15 protein-coding genes and 1 tRNA gene are annotated in these 21,352 nt (G+C 70.7%); 14 read left to right on the top strand and 2 right to left on the bottom strand.

What is annotated here, in order from left to right; genetic code table 11:
* Position 1: 1 nt before the first annotated feature.
* The 11 genes from gltB (at position 2) to IEY30_RS17700 (ending at position 14,629) form a co-directional block, all read left to right on the top strand.
* Positions 2–4,567 (top strand): glutamate synthase large subunit, encoded by a 4,566-nt coding sequence (gltB, locus tag IEY30_RS17750; RefSeq protein WP_030201997.1) that lies wholly within the window; start codon positions 2–4, stop codon positions 4,565–4,567.
* The gene (locus IEY30_RS17745) at positions 4,560–6,017 is read left to right on the top strand and encodes a glutamate synthase subunit beta (RefSeq protein ID WP_030202000.1); all 1,458 of its coding nucleotides are present in this window, start codon (positions 4,560–4,562) and stop codon (positions 6,015–6,017) included. The genes gltB and IEY30_RS17745 overlap by 8 nt, the downstream gene beginning before the upstream one ends.
* Before the next feature lie 188 nt (positions 6,018–6,205).
* Complete coding sequence (pyk, locus tag IEY30_RS17740; RefSeq protein ID WP_030202002.1) at positions 6,206–7,663, top strand: pyruvate kinase; 1,458 nt, start codon at positions 6,206–6,208, stop codon at positions 7,661–7,663.
* 103 nt (positions 7,664–7,766) lie between these two features.
* A tRNA-Leu gene (locus tag IEY30_RS17735) sits at positions 7,767–7,849 on the top strand.
* Between the two features lie 109 nt (positions 7,850–7,958).
* On the top strand, positions 7,959–8,666 hold the full coding sequence (locus IEY30_RS17730; RefSeq protein ID WP_030202003.1) for an ANTAR domain-containing response regulator: 708 nt from the start codon (positions 7,959–7,961) through the stop codon (positions 8,664–8,666).
* A gap of 152 nt (positions 8,667–8,818) precedes the next feature.
* A complete protein-coding gene (locus IEY30_RS17725; protein WP_229675076.1) occupies positions 8,819–9,961 on the top strand; it encodes a branched-chain amino acid ABC transporter substrate-binding protein in 1,143 nt (380 codons plus the stop codon).
* 112 nt (positions 9,962–10,073) lie between these two features.
* Complete coding sequence (locus tag IEY30_RS17720; RefSeq protein ID WP_030202009.1) at positions 10,074–11,063, top strand: branched-chain amino acid ABC transporter permease; 990 nt, start codon at positions 10,074–10,076, stop codon at positions 11,061–11,063.
* A complete protein-coding gene (locus tag IEY30_RS17715; protein WP_030202013.1) occupies positions 11,060–12,208 on the top strand; it encodes a branched-chain amino acid ABC transporter permease in 1,149 nt (382 codons plus the stop codon). Before IEY30_RS17720 ends, IEY30_RS17715 begins: the two co-directional genes overlap by 4 nt.
* Positions 12,201–13,169: an ABC transporter ATP-binding protein gene (locus IEY30_RS17710; RefSeq protein WP_373286737.1), complete on the top strand. Its 969-nt coding sequence runs from the start codon at positions 12,201–12,203 to the stop codon at positions 13,167–13,169. The genes IEY30_RS17715 and IEY30_RS17710 overlap by 8 nt, the downstream gene beginning before the upstream one ends.
* Positions 13,159–13,878 (top strand): ABC transporter ATP-binding protein, encoded by a 720-nt coding sequence (locus IEY30_RS17705; RefSeq protein ID WP_030202019.1) that lies wholly within the window; start codon positions 13,159–13,161, stop codon positions 13,876–13,878. Before IEY30_RS17710 ends, IEY30_RS17705 begins: the two co-directional genes overlap by 11 nt.
* A 169-nt stretch (positions 13,879–14,047) precedes the next feature.
* Complete coding sequence (locus IEY30_RS17700) at positions 14,048–14,629, top strand: GNAT family N-acetyltransferase (RefSeq protein ID WP_229675075.1); 582 nt, start codon at positions 14,048–14,050, stop codon at positions 14,627–14,629.
* A 29-nt stretch (positions 14,630–14,658) separates the two neighbouring features.
* On the opposite strand, the gene IEY30_RS17695 is transcribed toward IEY30_RS17700, so the two are convergent.
* Positions 14,659–15,105 carry a PaaI family thioesterase gene (locus IEY30_RS17695; RefSeq protein WP_030202027.1) on the bottom strand — a complete coding sequence of 149 codons (447 nt, stop codon included), beginning with the start codon at positions 15,103–15,105 and terminating at the stop codon, positions 14,659–14,661.
* Positions 15,106–15,234: 129 nt separating this feature from the next.
* On the opposite strand from IEY30_RS17695, the gene polA reads away from it, so the two are divergent.
* Positions 15,235–17,910 carry a DNA polymerase I gene (gene polA / locus IEY30_RS17690; protein ID WP_030202033.1) on the top strand — a complete coding sequence of 892 codons (2,676 nt, stop codon included), beginning with the start codon at positions 15,235–15,237 and terminating at the stop codon, positions 17,908–17,910.
* Here the strand turns inward: polA and IEY30_RS17685 are convergent.
* Positions 17,867–19,354, bottom strand: coding sequence for a lipopolysaccharide biosynthesis protein (locus tag IEY30_RS17685; protein ID WP_156035454.1), 1,488 nt, complete (start codon positions 19,352–19,354; stop codon positions 17,867–17,869). The genes polA and IEY30_RS17685 overlap by 44 nt on opposite strands.
* A gap of 10 nt (positions 19,355–19,364) precedes the next feature.
* Here IEY30_RS17685 and IEY30_RS17680 point away from each other — a divergent pair, with 10 nt between their 5' ends.
* Both IEY30_RS17680 and IEY30_RS17675 read left to right on the top strand, forming a co-directional pair.
* Positions 19,365–21,008, top strand: coding sequence for an MmpA family trehalose lipid delivery protein (locus IEY30_RS17680; RefSeq protein ID WP_052358878.1), 1,644 nt, complete (start codon positions 19,365–19,367; stop codon positions 21,006–21,008).
* Between the two features lie 114 nt (positions 21,009–21,122).
* On the top strand, positions 21,123–21,320 hold the full coding sequence (locus tag IEY30_RS17675) for a hypothetical protein (protein ID WP_030202043.1): 198 nt from the start codon (positions 21,123–21,125) through the stop codon (positions 21,318–21,320).
* Positions 21,321–21,352 lie beyond the last annotated feature (32 nt).

Raw genomic sequence — 21,352 nt, 5'->3', positions numbered from 1 at the left:
GATGCCGCCGCACACCCGCACCCGTGCTCTCTTCAGTGCACACCCGGAGAACTCCGGTCTCTACCGACGCGAGCACGAGCACGACGCCTGCGGCGTCGCGCTCATCGCGACGATGCGGGGCACTGCCGGCCACGACATCGTCGACCACGCCCTGACCGCGCTGCGCAACCTCGACCACCGGGGGGCCACCGGCGCCGACCCGCTCGTCGGTGACGGCGCGGGCATCCTGACGCAGATCCCCGACGAGTTCTTCCGCGCCACGGTGCCGTTCACGCTGCCCAACAGCGGGGCGTATGCCGCGGGCATCGCCTTCCTGCCGCAGAACCCCATCGAGCGCGCGGCCGCCAAGGCCCGCATCGAGGAGATCGCCGTCGCCGAGAACCTCAAGGTGCTCGGCTGGCGCGAGGTCCCCGTCGAGGGCGACCTCGTCGGCACCGTCGCCCGTGAGTGCATGCCGTTCTTCGAGCAGCTCTTCGTCAGCAGCTCGATCGGCCGCCAGGTGGCCCTCGGGCTCGACCGGCTGGCGTTCTGCCTGCGCAAGCGCGCCGAGCACGAGGTCGACGTCTACTTCTCCTCGCTCAGCTCGCGCACCATCGTCTACAAGGGCATGCTGACCACCGGTCAGCTCGAGCCGTTCTTCCCCGACCTGTCCGACCCGCGGTTCGCGAGCGAGCTGGCCCTCGTGCACTCGCGCTTCTCGACCAACACGTTCCCGTCGTGGCCGCTCGCGCACCCCTACCGGTTCATCGCCCACAACGGCGAGATCAACACCGTCAAGGGCAACCGCAACTGGATGCACGCCCGCGAGAGCCTGCTGACGTCGGACATCATCCCGGGCGACCTCGAGCGCGTCTTCCCGATCTGCACGCCCGACGCGTCCGACTCCGCGAGCTTCGACGAGGTGCTCGAGCTGCTGCACCTCGGCGGCCGCTCGCTCCCGCACGCGGTGCTCATGATGATCCCCGAGGCGTGGGAGAACCACGCCACGATGGACCCGGCCCGCAAGGCGTTCTACGAGTTCCACTCGACGTTCATGGAGCCGTGGGACGGGCCGGCCAACGTCTGCTTCAGCGACGGCACGCTCGTCGGCGCCGTCCTCGACCGCAACGGCCTGCGCCCCGGCCGCTACACCGTGACCGACGACGGCCTCGTCGTCCTCGCCTCCGAGTCCGGGGTCCTCGAGCTCGACCCCGAGACCATCGTCCAGCGCGGCCGCCTGCAGCCCGGCAAGATGTTCCTCGTCGACACCGAGCACGGCCGGATCGTCAGCGACGAGGAGATCAAGTCCCAGCTCGCCGCCGCCAAGCCGTATGCCGAGTGGCTGCACGCGGGCCTCATCCGCCTCGAGGACCTCCCTGAGCGCGAGCACATCGTGCACACGGCCGCCTCCGTCGCGCGCCGCCAGCAGACCTTCGGCTACACCGCCGAGGAGCTGCGCATCCTGCTCACCCCGATGGCGAAGTCCGGGGGAGAGGCGCTCGGCTCGATGGGCACCGACACGCCCATCGCCGTGCTGTCCTCGCGCCCACGCCTGCTCTTCGACTACTTCACCCAGCTCTTCGCGCAGGTGACCAACCCGCCGCTCGACGCGATCCGCGAGGAGCTCGTCACCTCGCTCGGGACCTACATGGGACCCGAGGGCAACGCACTGTCGGCCTCGCCCAGCCACGCGCGCCAGCTCGTCCTCGACTTCCCGGTCATCGACAACGACGAGCTCGCCAAGATCGTGCACATCAACGCCGACGGTGACCTGCCGGGCTACGCCACTCACGTCGTGCGCGGTCTCTACGACGTCACCGGGGGAGCGGCCGCCATGCGCGACCGCCTCGAGGAGATCTTCGCCGAGGTGTCGCGGGCCATCTCGCGGGGCGCGCGCTTCGTCGTGCTCTCCGACCGCGACTCCGGCCGCGACCTCGCGCCGATCCCGTCGCTTCTGCTGACCGCGGCCGTGCACCACCACCTCATCCGCGAGAAGACCCGCACCCAGGTGGGCCTGCTCGTCGAGGCCGGCGACGTGCGCGAGGTCCACCACGTGGCCCTCCTCATCGGCTTCGGTGCGGCTGCCGTCAACCCGTACCTCGCGATGGAGACGGTCGAGGACCTCGTCCGGGCCGGTGAGATCGAGGGCGTCACCGCCGAGAAGGCCGTCGCCAACCTCATCAAGGCGCTCGGCAAGGGCGTGCTCAAGGTCATGTCCAAGATGGGCATCTCGACCGTGGCGTCCTACCGCGGCGCGCAGGTCTTCGAGGCCATCGGCCTGTCCCAGGCCCTCGTCGAGCGCTACTTCACGGGCACGGTGAGCCAGCTCGGCGGGGTCGGGCTCGACGTCATCGCCCGCGAGACTGCGGACCGCCATGCGCGGGCCTACCCGCCGGACGGCGTGCACCAGCCGCACCGCACCCTCGAGGTCGGCGGCGAGTACCAGTGGCGGCGCGAGGGTGAGCCCCACCTCTTCGACCCCGAGACGGTCTTCCGCCTCCAACACTCGACGCGCCAGCGCCGCTACGACATCTTCAAGCAGTACACCAACCGCGTCGACGACCAGACCTCGCGCCTCATGACGCTGCGCGGCCTCATGGGCTTCCGCCCGACGGGCGTCACCGGTCGCCTCCCCGTGCCGATCGAGGAGGTCGAGCCGGTCAGCGAGATCGTCAAGCGTTTCAACACCGGCGCGATGAGCTACGGCTCGATCTCCAAGGAGGCGCACGAGACCCTCGCGATCGCCATGAACCACCTCGGCGGACGCTCCAACACCGGTGAGGGCGGCGAGGACGTCGACCGGCTCCTCGACCCCGAGCGCCGGTCGGCGGTCAAGCAGGTCGCCTCGGGCCGCTTCGGCGTGACGAGCCTCTACCTCACCCACTCCGATGACATCCAGATCAAGATGGCCCAGGGCGCCAAGCCCGGCGAGGGCGGCCAGCTGCCCGGCCACAAGGTCTACCCGTGGGTGGCCAAGACCCGGCACTCGACGCCCGGTGTCGGGCTCATCTCGCCCCCGCCGCACCACGACATCTACTCCATCGAGGACCTGGCGCAGCTGATCCACGACCTCAAGAACGCCAACCCGTCGGCGCGCATCCACGTCAAGCTCGTCTCCGAGATCGGCGTCGGCACCGTCGCGGCCGGCGTGTCCAAGGCGCACGCCGACGTCGTGCTCATCTCCGGGCACGACGGCGGCACCGGCGCGAGCCCGCTCACGTCGCTCAAGCACGCGGGTGCGCCGTGGGAGCTCGGCCTCGCCGAGGCCCAGCAGACCCTCGTGCTCAACGGCCTGCGCGACCGCATCGTCGTCCAGGTCGACGGCCAGCTGAAGACCGGGCGCGACGTCGTCGTCGCGGCCCTGCTCGGCGCCGAGGAGTTCGGTTTCGCGACGGCGCCGCTCGTCGTCTCGGGCTGCGTCATGATGCGCGTGTGCCACCTCGACACCTGTCCGGTCGGCATCGCCACGCAGAACCCCGAGCTGCGCTCGCGCTTCTCGGGCAAGCCGGAGTTCGTCGAGACCTTCTTCGAGTACATCGCCCAGGAGGTGCGCGAGCACCTCGCCTCGCTCGGCTTCCGCTCGATCGAGGAGGCCGTCGGCCAGGTCGGCAGCCTCGACCTCGACAAGGCGATCGCGCACTGGAAGGCCTCGGGCCTCGACCTCAGCCCGATCCTCGCCGTGGCCGACAACCCGACCGGTGGCACGCTCCACCAGTCGGCCTCCCAGGACCACGGGCTCGACAAGGCGCTCGACAACGAGCTCCTGAGCCGTGCCCTGTCGGCCATCGAGACCGGTGAGCCGGTGCGCACCGAGATCGCCGTGCGCAACGTCAACCGCACCGTCGGCACGATGCTCGGTCACCACGTGACCAAGGCCCACCCGCAGGGGCTCGCGGACAACACGATCGAGCTGACGATGACCGGGTCCGGTGGGCAGTCGTTCGGCGCCTTCCTCCCGGCCGGTGTCACGATGCAGCTCTTCGGCGACGCCAACGACTACGTCGGCAAGGGCCTGTCGGGCGGCCGCGTCGTCGTGCGACCGCACCGCGACGCCACCCTCGTGGCCGAGGAGAACGTCATCGGCGGCAACGTCATCGCCTACGGCGCGACGACGGGCCAGCTCTTCCTGCGCGGCATCGTCGGCGAGCGCTTCTGCGTGCGCAACTCCGGCGCCCACGCGGTCGTCGAGGGCGTCGGCGACCACGGCTGCGAGTACATGACGGGCGGCACGGCCGTCGTGCTCGGGCAGACCGGGCGCAACTTCGCGGCCGGCATGTCCGGTGGCCTGGCCTACGTCCTCGACCTCGACGCCGACCTCGTCAACCGCGAGATGGTCGACCTCATGCCGCTGCGCGACGCCGACGAGGAGCCGCTGCGCGAGCTGCTCGAGGCGCACGCGCGGTGGACCGAGTCGCCCGTCGCCCGAGGCCTGCTCGACGACTGGTCGGCCGCACGCGAGCGCTTCACGCTCGTGCTGCCTCGTGACTACCAGCGCGTCCTCGACGTGCGCGCCGAGGCAGAGGCCCAGGGCCTCGACCTCGACGGCCCAGAAGTGTGGAACCGGATCATGGAGGCTTCCCGTGGCTGACCCCCAAGGCTTTCTCAACACCCGCGAGCGCGAGCTCCCGGCCCGCCGTCCCGTCCCGGTGCGCATCCGGGACTGGAAGGAGGTCTACGAGGAGCAGGAGCTCGGACAGCTCCAGCGCCAGGCCGGTCGCTGCATGGACTGCGGCATCCCGTTCTGCCACTCCGGCTGTCCGCTCGGCAACCTCATCCCCGAGTGGAACAACTTCGCGTGGAAGGGCGACTGGTCCGACGCCATCGAGCGGCTCCACGCGACGAACAACTTCCCGGAGTTCACCGGCCGCCTGTGCCCGGCGCCGTGCGAGACGGCGTGCGTCCTCGGCATCAACCAGCCAGCCGTGACGATCAAGCAGGTCGAGGTCACGACGATCGAGCGCGCCTTCGAGGAGGGGCTCGTGACGCCACTCCCTCCCGAGCGCCTCTCCGGCAAGACCGTCGCCGTCGTGGGCTCCGGCCCCGCCGGCCTGGCAGCGGCCCAGCAGCTGACCCGGGCCGGCCACACCGTGGCGGTGTTCGAGCGGGCCGACAAGCCGGGCGGCCTGCTGCGCTACGGCATCCCCGAGTTCAAGATGGAGAAGTCGGTGCTCGACCGCCGGCTCGAGCAGATGAGCGCCGAGGGCACCCGCTTCCGCAACGGGATGAACGTCGGCGTCGACATCACCGGGCGCCAGCTGCGCGACCGCTACGACGCCGTCGTGCTCGCTCTCGGTGCCACCGTGCCGCGCGACCTCGATGCGCCGGGTCGCCAGCTCGGCGGCATCCACCAGGCCATGGACTTCCTCCCGCAGGGCAACCGCGCCGCCCTCGGCGAGCACGTCGAGGACCAGATCCTCGCCACCGGCAAGCACGTCGTCGTCATCGGCGGCGGCGACACCGGCGCGGACTGCATCGGCACGTCGCACCGCCAGGGCGCCGCGTCCGTGACGAGCCTCGAGATCATGCCGCAGCCGGGGGAGGACCGTCCGTCCGGCCAGCCCTGGCCGACCTACCCCATGCTCTACCGCGTCGCCAGCGCCCACGAGGAGGGTGGCGAGCGCATCTACGCCGTCAGCACGACCGAGTTCGTCGGCGACGACGACGGCAACGTCGCGGCCCTGCGCCTGACCGAGGTCGAGTTCCTCGACGGTCGACCCACCCCGAAGCCGGGCACCGAGCGGGAGATCCCTGCGCAGCTCGTCCTCTTCGCCATGGGCTTCCTCGGCCCGCAGGGGAGCGGCGTGCTCGAGCAGCTCGGCGTCGACCTCGACGAGCGCAGCAACGTCCGTCGCGACAAGAACTTCATGAGCTCGGTCCCCGGCGTCTTCGTCGCGGGCGACGCCGGTCGCGGGCAGTCGCTCATCGTCTGGGCCATCGCCGAGGGCCGTGCCGCCGCCGCGGGCGTCGACGCCTGGCTCACGGGGTCGAGCTCGCTGCCGCGCCCCATCGCGCCGACCGACCGGCCGCTCACCGTCTGACTGTCTGACGGTGCCGGAGGCCGGACACCCGGCCACACCTTCACGTATGCCGTGTCGCCACCTCGGCGACACGGCATACGCTCATGATTGCCCCACGCCACAACGGATCCCGCGCCGACGACGCCGCGGCCGTCCCACAGGACGAACCCGCGTGGTGACCCACGTCACAGCACCCATAAGGTTGAGTCATGCGTCGCGCCAAGATCGTCTGCACCATCGGCCCCAAGACCTCATCTCCCTCCCAGCTCCGCGCCCTCGTCGACGCCGGCATGGACGTCGCCCGGCTCAACCTCTCCCACGGTGACCACTCCGTGCACGAGCAGGTCTACCGCGACGTCCGGGCTGCCGGCGACGCCTCGGGTCGAGCCGTCGGGATCCTCGTCGACCTCCAGGGTCCGAAGATCCGCACCGGTCGCTTCTCGGGCGGCCCCGTGACGCTGAGCCCCGGACAGCGCTTCACCATCACGACCCGCGAGGTCGACGGCGACGACTCCATCGTCGGCACGACGTATGCCGGGCTGCCCGGTGACGTGAGCCCCGGCGACGTGCTGCTCATCGACGACGGCAAGGTCATGCTCCGTGCTGTCGAGGTGACCGACACCGACGTGCTGACCGAGACCGTCATCGGCGGCCAGGTCAGCAACAACAAGGGCATCAACCTTCCCGGTGTCGCCGTCAGCGTGCCCGCCCTGTCCGACAAGGACCGCGAGGACCTCCGCTTCGCCATGCGCCTCGGCGTCGACATGATCGCCCTGTCGTTCGTGCGCTCGGCCGAGGACATCGTCGACGTCCACGCGATCATGGACGAGTTCGGCGACCGCATCCCCGTCATCGCCAAGATCGAGAAGCCGCAGGCGGTCGACAACCTCGAGGGCATCGTGGCCGCCTTCGACGGGATCATGGTCGCCCGCGGCGACCTGGGCGTCGAGATGCCCCTCGAGGACGTGCCGCTCGTGCAGAAGCGCGCCATCGAGCTCGCGCGCCGCGAGGCCAAGCCGGTCATCGTCGCCACGCAGGTGCTCGAGTCGATGATCGAGAACCCCCGCCCGACGCGCGCCGAGGCCTCCGACGCCGCCAACGCCGTGCTCGACGGCGCCGACGCGCTCATGCTCTCCGGTGAGACCTCGGTCGGCGCCTGGCCCATCGACTCGGTGCGCACCATGGCGCGCATCATCGAGTCCACGGAGGAGAAGGGCTTCGACAAGATCGTGCGGATGCCCACCACCCCCAAGACGGTCGGCGGTGCGGTGACCAAGGCCGCGGTCGAGATCGGCGACGTCGTCGGCTCGAAGTTCCTCATCGTCTTCACCGAGACCGGCGGCTCGGCCACCCGGATGGCCCGCATCCGGCCGCGCCAGCCCATGCTGGCCTTCACGTCCGAGCCGCGCGTCCGCTCGCGCCTGGCGCTCGTCTGGGGCATCGAGACCTACCTCGTGCCCCGCATGCAACACACCGACCAGTTCGCGATGCAGGTCGACCTCAAGCTCATCCCGGAGGGCCGGGTCACCGAGGGCGACCGTGTCGTCATCGTGGCCGGCTCGCCTCCCGGCATCCCCGGCTCGACCAACGCGCTTCGCGTGCACCGGGTCGGCGACGCCGTCAACCGGGCCGCCCCGGCCTACCGGCCGGAGGAGGTCACGAGCTGAGCGCGGACCCTCGCGACCAGCTCGCACGACTCGCGTGACCACGTATGCCGCCGGGCCCGCCCGGCGGCATACGCATCCGTGGGTATGCTGGCTCGGCACTCCGGCCGGGGTGGTGGAATGGCAGACACGGGGCACTCAAAATGCTCTGGCCGCAAGGCCGTGCGGGTTCGAGTCCCGCCCTCGGCACCGACGACCTCTCCGTCGTCCCACGACCCGTCCCGGGTGCCCGCCCACCCGGTCACGGGGTGACGGTCCCGAAACGCGCCGGAAACCTGGCCCCGGATAGGCTTGGCCCGTGAGCACCGACGAGAGCACGACGCCCAAGCCGACCCCCGCCACCGTGGCGGTCCCCGCCGAGGCAACCGAAGGCACCGAGGGCACCCCGGTCACCGAGGGCGGCCCGGAGACTCCGACCGCGGCGACCACGGGCGCGACCCGGATCCTCGTCGCCGAGGACGAGGCCCTGATCCGCCTCGACCTCGTCGAGATGCTCGGCGAGCAGGGCTACGACGTCGTCGGCCAGGCCAGCAACGGCGAGCAGGCCGTCGAGCTCGCGAAGGAGGTCAAGCCCGACCTCGTCATCATGGACGTCAAGATGCCGGTGCTCGACGGACTGTCCGCGGCGGAGCAGCTGCACGAGGCCAAGCTGTGCCCCGTCATCATGCTGACCGCCTTCTCCCAGACCGAGCTGGTCGAGCGGGCCCGCGACGCCGGCGTCATGGCCTACATCGTCAAGCCCTTCACGGCCGACGACCTGCGCCCCGCCATCGACATCGCGACGTCGCGCTGGCAGGAGCTCAAGGCCCTCGAGGCGGAGATCGCCGACCTCGGCGAGCGGCTCGAGACGCGCAAGCTCGTCGACCGCGCGAAGGGTGTGCTCATGACGCAGCTGAAGCTCAGCGAGTCCGACGCCTTCCGGTGGATCCAGAAGACCGCCATGGACCGCCGCCTCGGGATGAAAGAGGTCGCCGAGGCCGTCATCAACGGCTTCCCGGCGGCCTGATCGCGGCGTGGCCGCAGAACCTGCGGCCACCGGCACGGGCGCAGGTCACGACACGGTCACCGATCGCCGATTTCTGATGACCTCGGCGTGGGTTTCGGCTTAGTCTCCGACCAGCCCTCGACTGAGGGATGTGTGACATCAGGAGGACATCCGTGCGTTCCACCCTCAAGTTCGCCGTGCCGCTCGCGGTTGCGGCGCTTGCCCTCGGTGCGTGTGGCACCAAGGGCGGCGACACCACGACCCCGGCTGCCAGCGGTGGCGCCGCGGCCTGCGGCAACTACAAGATCGGCATGTTCGGTGCCCTGACCGGCCCGAACGCCAACCTGGGCATCTACATCCAGAACGGTGTCAACCTGGCCCTGGACGACTACAACAAGAAGCACGCCGACTGCAAGGTCACCCTCGAGAACTACGACTCGCAGGGCGACCCGACGCAGGCGCCGGCCCTGGCCAAGAAGGCCATCGACGACAAGAAGGTCGTCGGCATCGTCGGCCCCGCGTTCTCCGGTGAGTCCAAGGCCGCCGACCCGGCGTTCAACGAGGCCGGCCTCGTCACCATCACGCCCTCCGCCACGAACCCGGCACTTGCGGACAACGGCTGGAAGACCTTCTTCCGCGCGCTCGGCAACGACGCCACCCAGGGTCCTGCGGCCGCCAAGTACATCAAGGACACCCTCAAGTCGACGAAGACCTTCGTCATCGACGACGCGTCCGAGTACGGCAAGGGCCTGGCCGACATCGTCCGCAAGGACCTCGGCTCGCAGGTCGTCGGCAACGACACCATCCAGCAGAAGCAGACCGACTTCAGCGCCTCCGTCACGAAGGTGACGAGCTCGGGCGCCGACGCGCTCTTCTTCGGCGGTTACTCGCCCGAGGCCGCGCCGCTCATCAAGCAGCTGCGCGACGCCGGCTGGAAGGGCACGTTCGTCGTGGCCGACGGTGTCAAGGACCAGTCCTTCATCGACAACGCCAAGGACGCCGCCGAGGGCACCATCATCACCTGCCCGTGCGTCCCGCCGGACGTGGCCCCGGACTTCCAGTCCGCGTACAAGGCGAAGTACAACGAGGACCCCAACACCTACTCCGGTGAGGGCTACGACTCCGCCACGATCCTGCTCGACGGCATCGCCGCCGGCAAGGACCGCGCGAGCATGGTCGACTTCGTCAAGGCGTACGACAAGAAGGGCGTGACGAAGCAGCTGAAGTTCGACGCCAAGGGCGAGTCCGCGGACATCAAGGTCTTCGCGTACAAGGTCGAGAACGGCAAGATCGTCTCCGTCGGCGAGATCAAGTAAGCGCGAACGTCAACGAAGGGGGGCGGTCGGGGCAGTACGCTCCGACCGCCCCTCGTTCGGTTGGCGCCTCCACCCTGATCCCGCCCACCGCACCCGGCCCAGGAGGTCTTGGATGCAGAACCTCATCGACAACTTCTTCTCCTACACCATCACCGGCCTGACGATCGGCGCGGTCTACGCGCTCGTCGCCCTCGGCTACACCCTCGTCTACGGCGTGCTGCGCCTCATCAACTTCGCGCACTCCGAAGTGTTCATGTACGGCACCTTCGCGGCGCTGTGGGTGGTCATGATCCTCGGCGGGCACCCCGGTGCCGGCGTAGGTCAGGTCATCTTCTGGGTCGCGATGATGTTCGTCGCCGCCATGGCGATGTCGGGCCTCGTCGCCGTGCTGCTCGAGCGCGTGGCCTACCGCCCGCTGCGCAAACGCAACGCGCCACCGCTCATCGCCCTCATCTCTGCCATCGGCGCCTCGTTCGTCCTCGCGGAGATCATGGGCCTGCGCAGCCGCATCGCCGGCTGGGTGGGACTCGATGACACCCTGCGCGACTACGTGCGCAACTCCCGCAACAACGCGGGCCTGCCGACGATCATCCAGCCCCAGCCGATCTTCACGATCGGTGGCTACCACGTGACCAACGTCGACATCTTCGTCATCGTCGGCGCCATCGCGATCATGGTCATCCTCGACCAGTTCGTGAAGCGCTCGCGCCTCGGTCGCGGCATCCGCGCCGTCGCGATGGACCCGGAGGCGGCCGCCCTCATGGGCGTCAACCGTGACCGTGTCATCCAGGTGACCTTCCTCGTGGGTGGCATCATGGCCGGCGCGGCTGCGGTCTTCTACATGCTCAAGATCGGCATCACCCGCTACGACGCCGGCTTCATCCTCGGCGTCAAGGCCTTCACGGCAGCCGTCCTCGGCGGCATCGGCAACCTCCGCGGCGCCCTGCTCGGCGGCTTCGTCCTCGGCCTCGCCGAGAACTACGGCTCCGCCGTCGTAGGGTCGCAGTGGAAGGACGTCGTGGCCTTCGTGCTCCTCGTCCTCATCCTGCTCTTCCGACCCACCGGCCTGCTCGGTGAGTCCCTCGGAAAGGCGCGCGCATGAGCACCCCGACGTCAGCCCCGGCGGCCCGCAAGCCCGCCACGCGTGGCTTCAAGGAGCGGGTCGACCACCTGCCCAGGAGCGTCAAGATCGTCCTCTGGGTGCTCTTCGCGCTCTTCCTCTTCCTCCTGCCGCTGCTCAACATCCCGTTCATCACGACCGAGGGCTCCGACTTCGGTGGCGTCCTCTTCACGGTCGCGACGTACGTCCTCGTCGCCCTCGGCCTCAACATCGTCGTCGGCTACGCCGGACTCCTCGACCTCGGCTACGTCGGGTTCTACGCCGTCGGCGCCTACACCGTCGGCGTCCTGACCTCCGAGCACGCCCACCTCTCGTGGGTCGTCGTCGTGCCGATCGCGATCGTCGTCGCGATGGTCTCCGGCGTCATCCTCGGTGCCCCGACCCTGCGCGTGCGCGGCGACTACCTCGCCATCGTGACGCTCGGCTTCGGCGAGATCGTGCGCCTCACGCTCGTCAACTCCCAGTGGCTCGGCGGTGCGCAGGGCATCAGCGACATCCCGAAGCCGCCCAGCGCCGAGCTGTTCGAGGTGCCCAGCCTCGACTGGAGCAGCGGTGCACCCGTGGTCGACCTCGACACGACGTCGACGTTCCTCAAGTTCGGCATCAACGACTTCGTGCCCTACTACTGGCTCGCCCTCGGCATCATCGGCCTCGTCCTGCTCTTCGACATCCTCGTCAAGAGCAGCCGGGTCGGTCGTGCCTGGGAGGCCACGCGCGAGGACGAGGACGCGGCCGAGCTCATGGGCGTGCCGACCTTCCGGTTCAAGCTGCTGGCCTTCGCCCTCGGTGCCGCGATCGGTGGTCTCTCCGGAGCGCTGTTCGCGACGAAGGCGGGCTTCATCTCGCCGGACAGCTTCCAGCTGCTGCTCTCGATCCTCTTCCTGGCGGCCGTCGTCGTCGGTGGAGCGGGCAACCGGTGGGGCGTGATCGTCGGTGCGATCGTCGTCGGCTACTTCCCGGAGCGCTTCCGCGACTTCGCGGACTTCCGCGTGCTGGTCTTCGGTCTCGCCCTGATGCTGCTCGCGATCTTCCGCCCCCAGGGCCTGCTGCCGCCGCGGCGGACCGTCCGTGCCAAGCGCGCGGACGACAGACAGGCCGTCCTCGAGGAAGGAGAAGCCAGTGCCTGAGCCGACCCAGCCCACCACGGGCGACGACGAGACCACGACCCCTGCTGCGAGCCCGGCTGCGGCCCCGGCCACCACGGCGGGCGCCGGTGAGCACCGGCTCGCCGACCCGGCCGACGAGGTCACCGAGATCAACCCCGGGGTCGACATCGCGCCGGAGGACATCGGCGTCCCCGTCGTGTCCGAGGGGGAGCGCCTGCTCGAGGTCGACGAGGTCACGCTCCGCTTCGGCGGTGTCGTGGCCCTCAACGAGGTGAGCTTCCACATCAACAAGGGCGAGATCCTCGGCCTCATCGGGCCCAACGGCGCCGGCAAGACGACGTGCTTCAACGTCATGACCGGCGTCTACCAGCCCACCTCCGGTGCCGTGCGCTACCTCGGCAAGCCGCTCGGCAAGCGCAAGAAGTTCCAGATCACCAAGCTGGGCATCGCGCGCACGTTCCAGAACATCCGGCTCTTCGCCAACATGACGGCCCTCGAGAACGTCCTCGTCGGGGTCGACGCGCACCACACGACGGGCGTCGTCTCGGCGATGTTCCGCCTGCCGAAGCACCGCAAGGAGGAGTCGCAGGGCTACGCCCGCGCGATGGAGCTGCTGACGTTCATGGGGCTCGACGGCAAGGCCGACGAGCTCGCGCGCAATCTCCCGTACGGCGACCAGCGCCGTCTCGAGATCGCGCGTGCCCTGGCCACGAGCCCCCAGCTGCTCTGCCTCGACGAGCCGGCTGCCGGCTTCAACCCGGCCGAGAAGGCCAAGCTGATGGAGCTGATCCGCACCATCCGCGACCAGGGCTACACCGTCCTGCTCATCGAGCACGACATGAAGCTCGTCATGGGCGTCACCGACCGGATCGTCGTGCTCGAGTTCGGCCGCAAGATCGCCGAGGGCTCGCCGGCCGAGATCCGCGACAACCCGGCGGTCATCGCCGCCTACCTGGGAGTTGATGAGGAAGATGCTTCTTGAGGTCAAGGGCCTGTGCGTCAACTACGGACGCATCGAGGCCATCCGCGACATCAGCTTCACGGTCGACGAGGGTGAGATCGTCACCCTCATCGGGGCCAACGGTGCCGGCAAGACGACGACGATGAAGACCGTGTCCGGGCTGCGTCCCGTGCGCGCCGGCACGGTCACCTTCAACGGCAAGGACATCACGCACCTGCCGTCGCACGAGCGGCCGGTGCTCGGCATCTCGCAGTCGCCCGAGGGCCGCGGGTGCTTCGTCGGCATGACGGTGATGGAGAACCTCGAGATGGGCACGTACGCGCGCCCGGACCGCAAGACCAAGGCCGTCAAGGACGACCTGGAGCGCGTCTTCGAGCTCTTCCCGCGCCTGAAGGAGCGCAGCAACCAGGCAGCCGGCTCGATGTCGGGCGGCGAGCAGCAGATGCTGGCCATGGGCCGGGCGCTCATGGCCAAGCCCAAGCTGCTGCTGCTCGACGAGCCGTCGATGGGTCTGGCGCCCAAGCTGATCCAGCAGATCTTCGACATCGTGACGGAGATCAACAGCCAGGGCACCACCGTGCTGCTCGTCGAGCAGAACGCCGCGCAGGCGCTCAAGCGGTCGCACCGCGCCTACATCCTCGAGACGGGCGAGATCGTCCGTGAGGGCACGGGAAAGGCTCTCGCCGACGACCCGGCCGTCAAGGCCGCCTACCTCGGCGGCGACGTCTAGGAGGGTCATCTCCGACGGAGCCACGCGCCCTTCGGAATCCGAAGCGGGGTGCCACGACATCGGTCGTGACACCCCGCTTCGTCGTAGCGATCGCTGCGGTTCTCTTCCGTCGAGTCGCCGTTGGTCGTAGTGTCTGCCGGGTGGCCTCGGGGCTGGGACAGGAGGAATGATGGGTCGAGCAGTGGTCTCGGTGCAGCGCGTGGACGAGAGCCTGCACTCGCAGTTCATCGAGCTGTGGATCACGCACCGGATCGAGGGGGGCACCACTCCGGAGGCGGCCCAGCGACTCGCGCTCGACGGCACCCTGCGAAATGCCCTGCAGCGCAATGACATCTGCGCCTTCATCGCCTTCACAGACGGCCGGCCGGCGGGGTACGTCGTCCTGGCTGACTCGACCAGGAGCCTGCTCGTCGACTCCCCGTGCGTGTCGATCGACATGCTCTTCGTGCACCCCGACTTCCGCCGCCAGGGCATCGGCCGCTCGCTGCTCGCCGCGGCGAGCCGCTACGCCGACCGTCAGGGCTGCGAGCACCTCGCCAGTGCGGTTCCCGCGGGTGACCGCGACGCGAACCGCTTCTTCGCCCGTCTCGGCTTCGCCCCCGAGACCGTCCGGAGGGTGGCGTCCGCCGCGACCCTCCAGCGCAAGCTCGCGGGCGAGCCACGTCCCCAGCGGGTGTCGCTCGACCTGCTCCAGCGCCGGCGCGACCTCCGGGCGCGCCGTCCCCGCCACGACCCGAAGATCGCCGGCTGAGGCCGGACCTCATGGGGCCCGCGGGGCCCTCAGGCCCCGGGGGCGGCGTCGCGGAGCAGGCAGGTGATCCGCGACGTGCAGACCCGCCGACCGTCCTCGTCGGTGACGACGACGTCGTAGCTGACCAGGGTGCGCCCGGCGCTGAGCAGCGTCGCCGTGCCGGTGACGACCCCGGTCCGGGCGGCACGGTGGTGGGTGGCGTTGATGTCGAGGCCGACGGCCACGCGACCCGGTCCCGCGTGGATCTGCGCGCCGATCGAGCCCAGGGTCTCGGCGAGCACGACGCTGGCTCCGCCGTGGAGCAGGCCGTAGGGCTGGGTGTTGCCCGCGACCGGCATCGTCGCCACGAGCCGCTCGGGCGAGACCTCCGTCATCTCGATCTGCATGCGCTCGAGCAGCGTGCCCTCGGCCATTGAACGCATGTCATCGAGGGTCTGGCCGGCCGGCTGCGCCGACGTCGTGGGGGAGTCAGTCATGCCCGCGATCGTATGCCGGCCCACGGGGGCTCCGCCCCCGTGCACCCCCGACCACCCGCCTGGCCGGGTCCGTTCTCCGGCGAGGGCACGAGTGCGTGCGGCGTCGGTGGGCGCCACTAGGGTTGCCGTGTGAGCCGACTTCTCCTCCTCGACGGACACTCGCTGGCCTATCGCGCGTTCTTCGCGCTCCCCGCCGAGAACTTCTCGACGAGCACCGGGCAGCACACCAACGCCGTCTACGGCTTCACCTCGATGCTCATCAACATGCTGCGCGACGAGGAGCCGACGCACGTCGTCGTGGCCTTCGACAAGGCCCGCCAGTCGTTCCGCACCGAGGAGTACTCCGAGTACAAGGCGGGCCGCGCCCGCACGCCCGACGAGTTCCAGGGACAGATCCCGCTCGTCAAGGAGATCCTCGACGCGCTGCGCATCAGGTTCGTCGAGCTCGACGGCTACGAGGCCGACGACATCATCGCGACGTTCGCGACGCAGGCCGAGGCCAAGGGCATCGACGTCCTCATCTGCTCCGGCGACCGCGACACCTTCCAGCTCGTGTCCGACAAGGTGACGATCCTCTACCCGGTCCGCGGCGTCTCGGAGGTGTGGCGGATGGGTCCCAGCGAGGTCCAGGACAAGTACGGCGTCCCCCCGACCCGCTACAGCGACCTCGCGGCGATGGTGGGGGAGAGCTCCGACAACCTCCCGGGTGTGCCCGGCGTCGGCCCCAAGACCGCCGCGAAGTGGATCACCCAGTACGGCGACCTCGACGGCATCGTCGCCAGCATCGACAAGATCCCCGGCAAGGCGGGCCAGTCGCTGCGCGACCACCTCGACCAGGTGCTGCGCAACCGTCGCCTCAACCAGCTCGTCAAGGACAGCCCCGTCGGCGTCGAGGTCGAGGACCTCCAGCGCACCCAGTGGAGCCGTGAGGAGGTCCACACGGTCTTCGACGGCCTCGAGTTCCGCGTCCTGCGCGACCGGCTCTTCGCCACCGTCGAGGCGGCGGCCCCGGAGGCCGAGGAGGGCTTCGACATCGACGGTGCGGTGCTGGCGCCCGAGGCCGTGGCGGCCTGGGTGGCAGAGCACCTCGCCACCGACCACCGGTCCGGCCTGTCCGTCACCGGCACCTGGGCGCGAGGCACGGGTGACGCCAGTGGCGTGGCCGTGGCGGCCGCCGACGGCAGCGCGGCGTGGATCGACCTGCAGACCCTGACGCCCGAGGGCGAGGCCGCCCTGGGCGCCTGGATCGAGGACGCAGCACGCCCCAAGGCCATGCACGACGCCAAGGGGCCGATCGAGGCGCTGGCCGCGCGAGGCTGGTCGCTCGCCGGCCTGACGAGCGACACCCAGCTCGCGGCATACCTCGTCAAGCCCGACCAGCGCACCTACCACCTCGACGACCTCGTGCTGCGCAACCTGCACCGTGAGCTCAGCGGGTCGGCGCCGAGCGACGGCCAGGGCATGCTCGACTTCGGCGGCGACGCCGACGAGCAGGCCGCCCAGAAGGAGATGGTGCGCGCGACCGCTGTGCGCGACCTCGCTGCCGTGCTCGACGAGCAGGTGATCTCCACGGGGGGCGAGCAGCTCCTCGCCGAGGTCGAGCTGCCGCTCGTCGACGTGCTGGCGCGGATGGAGCGCACCGGGATCGCCGTCGACGTCGACGGCCTCGACGACCTCGAGAAGGACTTCGCCGCCAAGGTCGCACAGGCCCAGCAGGACGCCTGGGACGCCATCGGCGGCGAGAAGATCAACCTCGGCTCGCCCAAGCAGCTGCAGGAGGTCCTCTTCGGCACGCTCGCGATGCCGAAGACGAAGAAGACCAAGACCGGCTGGACCACCGACGCCGACGCGCTCAACGACCTCTTCACCAAGACCGGGCACCCGTTCCTCGAGGCGCTCCTGCGCCACCGGGACGCCGCACGCCTGCGCGTCACCGTCGAGGGGCTGCAGAAGTCGGTGGCCGACGACGGCCGCATCCACACGACCTACCTGCAGACGATCGCAGCGACGGGCCGGCTCAGCTCCACCGAGCCCAACCTGCAGAACGTCCCGATCCGCACCGAGGAGGGGCGCCGCATCCGCGAGCTCTTCGTCGTGGGCGACGGCTTCGACGCGCTGATGTCCGCCGACTACTCCCAGATCGAGATGCGGGTCATGGCCCACCTGTCCGGCGACGAGGGGCTCATCGAGGCCTTCCGCACCGGTGAGGACCTCCACAAGTACGTCGGCTCCAAGGTGTTCGGCGTCGAGCCCGACGACGTCACGGCCGCCATGCGCTCGAAGGTCAAGGCCATGTCCTACGGCCTCGCCTACGGCCTGTCCGCGTTCGGCCTGTCCAAGCAGCTGACGATCAGCACCGAGGAGGCCCGCGGCCTCATGGAGGGCTACTTCGAGCGCTTCGGCGGCGTCAGCGACTACCTCAAGGAGGTCGTCGCCGAGGCGCGCGGCACCGGCTACACCGCAACGATGTTCGGGCGCCGCCGCTACCTGCCCGACCTGACCTCGGACAACCGCCAGCGCCGCGAGATGGCCGAGCGCATGGCGCTCAACGCCCCCATCCAGGGCTCGGCCGCCGACATCATGAAGGTCGCGATGATCGGTGTCGACCGGGCGCTGACCGACGCAGGCGCCGCTTCTCGCATCCTGCTCCAGGTCCACGACGAGCTCGTCCTCGAGGTCGCGGCCGGCGAGCGTGATGACGTCGAGAAGCTCGTGCGCCACGAGATGGGCCACGCCGCCGAGCTCGACGTCCCGCTCGACATCAACGTCGGTGTCGGACACTCCTGGCACGACGCCGCGCACTGAGGTCGCCGGCGTCGGTGTCGACGTCGGTGTATCTGGCGTCGTCGCGGGGAAGGTCACGTGGCGACACCCTGATCCACCGCCACTCGATGACGGCGCCGACGACGACGAGCGCGGCGGCGACGACGAGCATCCCGTCGACGACGGCGGCGACGTCGCCGTGGTTCAGGGAGGTCACGGCGACGGCGAGTCCGCCCGCCACCCACATCGCGACCCCCATCCGGTGTGAGGCGGCGGCCAGGCCGGCGTAGGCGATGACCTGTACGAGGGCCAGGCAGACACCCAGGAGCGTGAAGCGCCAGACCAGCGGGGCCAGCGCGGAGTAGGCCGGCCCCCCGACGAGCGCGACGAGCGGGCCGCCGAGCAGGACGGCGACGGCAACGCCGAGCACGCCGGCGCCCGCCGTGATCGTGAGCGCGCGCAGGATGGCGCCGCGTCGGTCGGCGACGCGGGCCATGGCGGGGTAGAAGAGCGTCGCGAGGAAGCTGAGGCCCCAGAACGCGGCCTTCTCGAAGAGCGCGCCGACGGTGTAGGCGCCAGACGCGTCGGCGTCGAGGTGGATCCGGGCGAGCAGCACGTCGACGGACGAGAGGAAGAGCAGCCCCGACGTCGGGACGACCGCGGCGGCGACCAGGCGGCCGAGGTGGCCGACCGCTGCGCGGTGGTCGGGGAGCGAGGTCTCAGCCGCCGGACCGGCGGCAGCATCGGAAGAGGAGGAGGAGGACGGGGCTGCGGTGTCGGGTCGTCCGAGCCCACGACGCACGACGGCGAGACCGAGGGCGGCCACGGCCACCCAGCCCAGCCCGAAGAGGACCACGACCGCGGCCACGTCGCCGCCGAACCACGAGGAGCCCCACGCCGCAAGGAACTTCGCGACCCCGGATGCGCCGAGCACCAGCGCGAGGCCGGCGAATCGCTCGGCGCCCTGGAGCAGTCCCTGGCAGGCGAACGTGACCGTGATCGGCACCATGGTGGCGGCCAGCGTCAGCACCAGGGCGACGTCCAGGTCGAGCAGGTGGGCAACAGCGGGGGAGGCCGCTGCGAGGAGCGCGGCCACGCCGAGCCCGAGGCGGGTCGAGAAGCGCAGGACGCCGCTCGCGACCGTGCGGGCCCGACCGGTCCCCGCGTGCGACACGAGTCGCGCGCCGACGAGCTGGAGTCCCAGGGCCGGCACCCCGGCGAGCACCGAGAGGTTGACGATCGAGCCGACGGCACCGAGCCGACCGGCGTCGAGGCTGCGGCTCAGGACGACGAAGAACGCATACGACAGCAGGTTGGACGCGAGCGTCCCGGCGAGCAGGACCCCGCCCGATCGGGCGCCGGGTCCGCCCGTGCGCCGGCCCACCGCGGGGCCCTCGTGCGCCACCTGTCTGGCGGGAGACTCGGGCCCGTGGGCCGGACCGGCGTCGCGCCGCCGGTCGGCAGGTGCGTCCTCGCGATGTGCCATAGTGCCGTGCATGATGCCAGCCCGGCGCCGTGACGCGCTCGCGGTTGGCGCAGGGACGTTCGTCACGCTCGCGCTGACTGCCGTGCTGCTGTGGCCCGCCCTCGGCCGCGGGGAGCTGCTCTACCGCGACTTCGTCACCGTGCCGGACCCGTCGGTCACGGCCCGCACGCTCGGCGTCGACGGCTCCGCGCCGCGCGCCGTCCCACTCGACCTCGTCACCGCGCTGCTCGACCCCGTGATCCCCTCGGGCGTGCAGCAGCAGGTCATGCTGCTGGCGACCCTCGTGCTGGCCGGGACCGGTGTCACGCTCCTGCTGCGGCGACGAGGCCCCGCCGTCACGGCGGTGGGCGCGGCACTCGCCACGTGGTCCCCGTACGCGGTCGAGCGGCTGCTCGTGGGCCAGCCCCCGACCCTGCTCGCCGTGAGCTGTCTCGGCTGGCTCGTCGTCATCGCCCGTGACGTCCGGCCCCGGCGGCGCTACCTCGGACTGACCGTCGTGGCGGCGCTGCCCGCGGCGCTGACTCCCTTCGGCGGCGCCCTCGCCGCCTCGGCAGCCGTCGTCGCCGGGGTGCTCGTCCGGCGTGCCGCACGGCGTGAGGTGCTGACCGTGCTCGCAGTCGGGATCGCTTGGTGCGCACCGTGGCTCGTCGCCGCGGCCGTCGGACGGACCGAGGTCGGCCAGGAGGCCGGTGCTGCTGCGTTCGCCGTCCGGGCGCCCGGTCTCGCCGGGATCCTCGACGTGCTGGGCGGCGGGGGAGTGTGGTCGCAGGCAGCCACGCCGGCCTCACGTGGCGGGGTCCTGCCGTCGACGGCCACGGTCGTCGTCCTCGTCCTCGCCGCCATCGGGGTGGTGGGGCTGCGCCGGCTGCGGGGCCTGGCCGCGGCGGCGCTGCTGGCGCCGCTCGCGGTCGCGCTTCTCGCCGGGACCGGCCCGGGTCTCGCCGTGAGCGGCGCCGCACAGGTCGTCCCCGGTCTCGGCCTGTTCCGGGACACGCATCGGCTCGTCGGTGTCTCCGCGATCGCTCTCGCCGTCCTCGCGCCGATCGGCCTGGACGCGGTGGCGGCTCGTCTGCGGCACGCGAGCGTGTCGCCGGGTTCACTCAGTTCACTCGGTTCGCCAACGGGGTCCGGCGGTCCGGCGGGGCGGGTCGTCAGCGGGTCCCTCGCCGTCGTCGGCCTGGCGGTCGCGGTGCTCACGGTGCCGGACGCCCCGCGACTGCTCCACGCGGCATACCAGCCCGTGTCGTACCCGGCGGGTTGGGCACGCGTGGTCGACACCGTCGGCGAGCGGCACGCCCTGCTGCTGCCCTGGCAGCCGATGAGGCAGGTCGGGTGGGCCAGGAGCGTGCCGTTCCTCGACACGGCGCCGCTGGCCCTGCGTGGCGAGGTGACGCGGTCACGCTCCCTGCTCGTCGAGCGCGACGGGAGGCCGATCGTGGTCGGTCCGACGGAGCCGCCGACCGCCGCCGGGTGGCAGGCGGGCCGGCTCGACCCCGTCGCACTGCGAGCGGCCGGCATCGAGGTGGTGCTCGAGTGGCGGGGCACCCCGGGCGTGCTGCCCGCGACGCACGACGGTCTGCAGCTCGTCCTCGACACGCCGGACTTCAGGGTCTGGCAAGTGCCCGCCTCGCCCGGAGCGTCGGGGGCCGGGTGAGTCGGCGCCGGTCCCGAACCCGCCGGACGCTTGTGCTTGCACCGCGGCGATTCGCCGCTAACATACTCGCGAGTAGTCACGCCACGGCGGCGTGCCTGAGAGGGAGTCGACGACGTGTTCAAGGGCAGGCGTGACCGCGGCGCGGTTTCCGGGGCGATCATCGGCGTCATCTGCGTGGTGCTCGGCGGCGGTGCCGCTGCGGTGGCCGTCACGACCGTGGTGTCGACGTCCGGCCCCAACGACAGCCGTGCCGTCGAGACCGGCCCCCGGTCCCCGGTCGAGCCGAGCCAGGTCATCCAGTACGGCGGCTGAACCGCCGCACCCCTCTTCTCCACGCTGATCGA

The sequence above is a fragment of the Terrabacter tumescens genome, assembly GCF_014646815.1.
GTDB lineage: Bacteria > Actinomycetota > Actinomycetes > Actinomycetales > Dermatophilaceae > Terrabacter > Terrabacter tumescens.
Note: the sequence above shows the minus strand (reverse complement) of the source record. Positions and strands in the feature narration are given on the sequence as shown.

What these genes read in the sequence shown, in the direction of transcription:
- gltB (WP_030201997.1), top strand. Translation starts at nt 2, where the DNA reads ATGCCGCCGCACACCCGCACCCGTGCTCTCTTCAGTGCACACCCGGAG.
- pyk (WP_030202002.1), top strand. Translation starts at nt 6,206, where the DNA reads ATGCGTCGCGCCAAGATCGTCTGCACCATCGGCCCCAAGACCTCATCT.
- IEY30_RS17720 (WP_030202009.1), top strand. Translation starts at nt 10,074, where the DNA reads ATGCAGAACCTCATCGACAACTTCTTCTCCTACACCATCACCGGCCTG.
- IEY30_RS17715 (WP_030202013.1), top strand. Translation starts at nt 11,060, where the DNA reads ATGAGCACCCCGACGTCAGCCCCGGCGGCCCGCAAGCCCGCCACGCGT.
- IEY30_RS17705 (WP_030202019.1), top strand. Translation starts at nt 13,159, where the DNA reads ATGCTTCTTGAGGTCAAGGGCCTGTGCGTCAACTACGGACGCATCGAG.
- IEY30_RS17700 (WP_229675075.1), top strand. Translation starts at nt 14,048, where the DNA reads ATGGGTCGAGCAGTGGTCTCGGTGCAGCGCGTGGACGAGAGCCTGCAC.
- IEY30_RS17695 (WP_030202027.1), bottom strand. Translation starts at nt 15,105, where the DNA reads ATGACTGACTCCCCCACGACGTCGGCGCAGCCGGCCGGCCAGACCCTC.
- IEY30_RS17685 (WP_156035454.1), bottom strand. Translation starts at nt 19,354, where the DNA reads ATGGCACATCGCGAGGACGCACCTGCCGACCGGCGGCGCGACGCCGGT.
- IEY30_RS17680 (WP_052358878.1), top strand. Translation starts at nt 19,365, where the DNA reads ATGATGCCAGCCCGGCGCCGTGACGCGCTCGCGGTTGGCGCAGGGACG.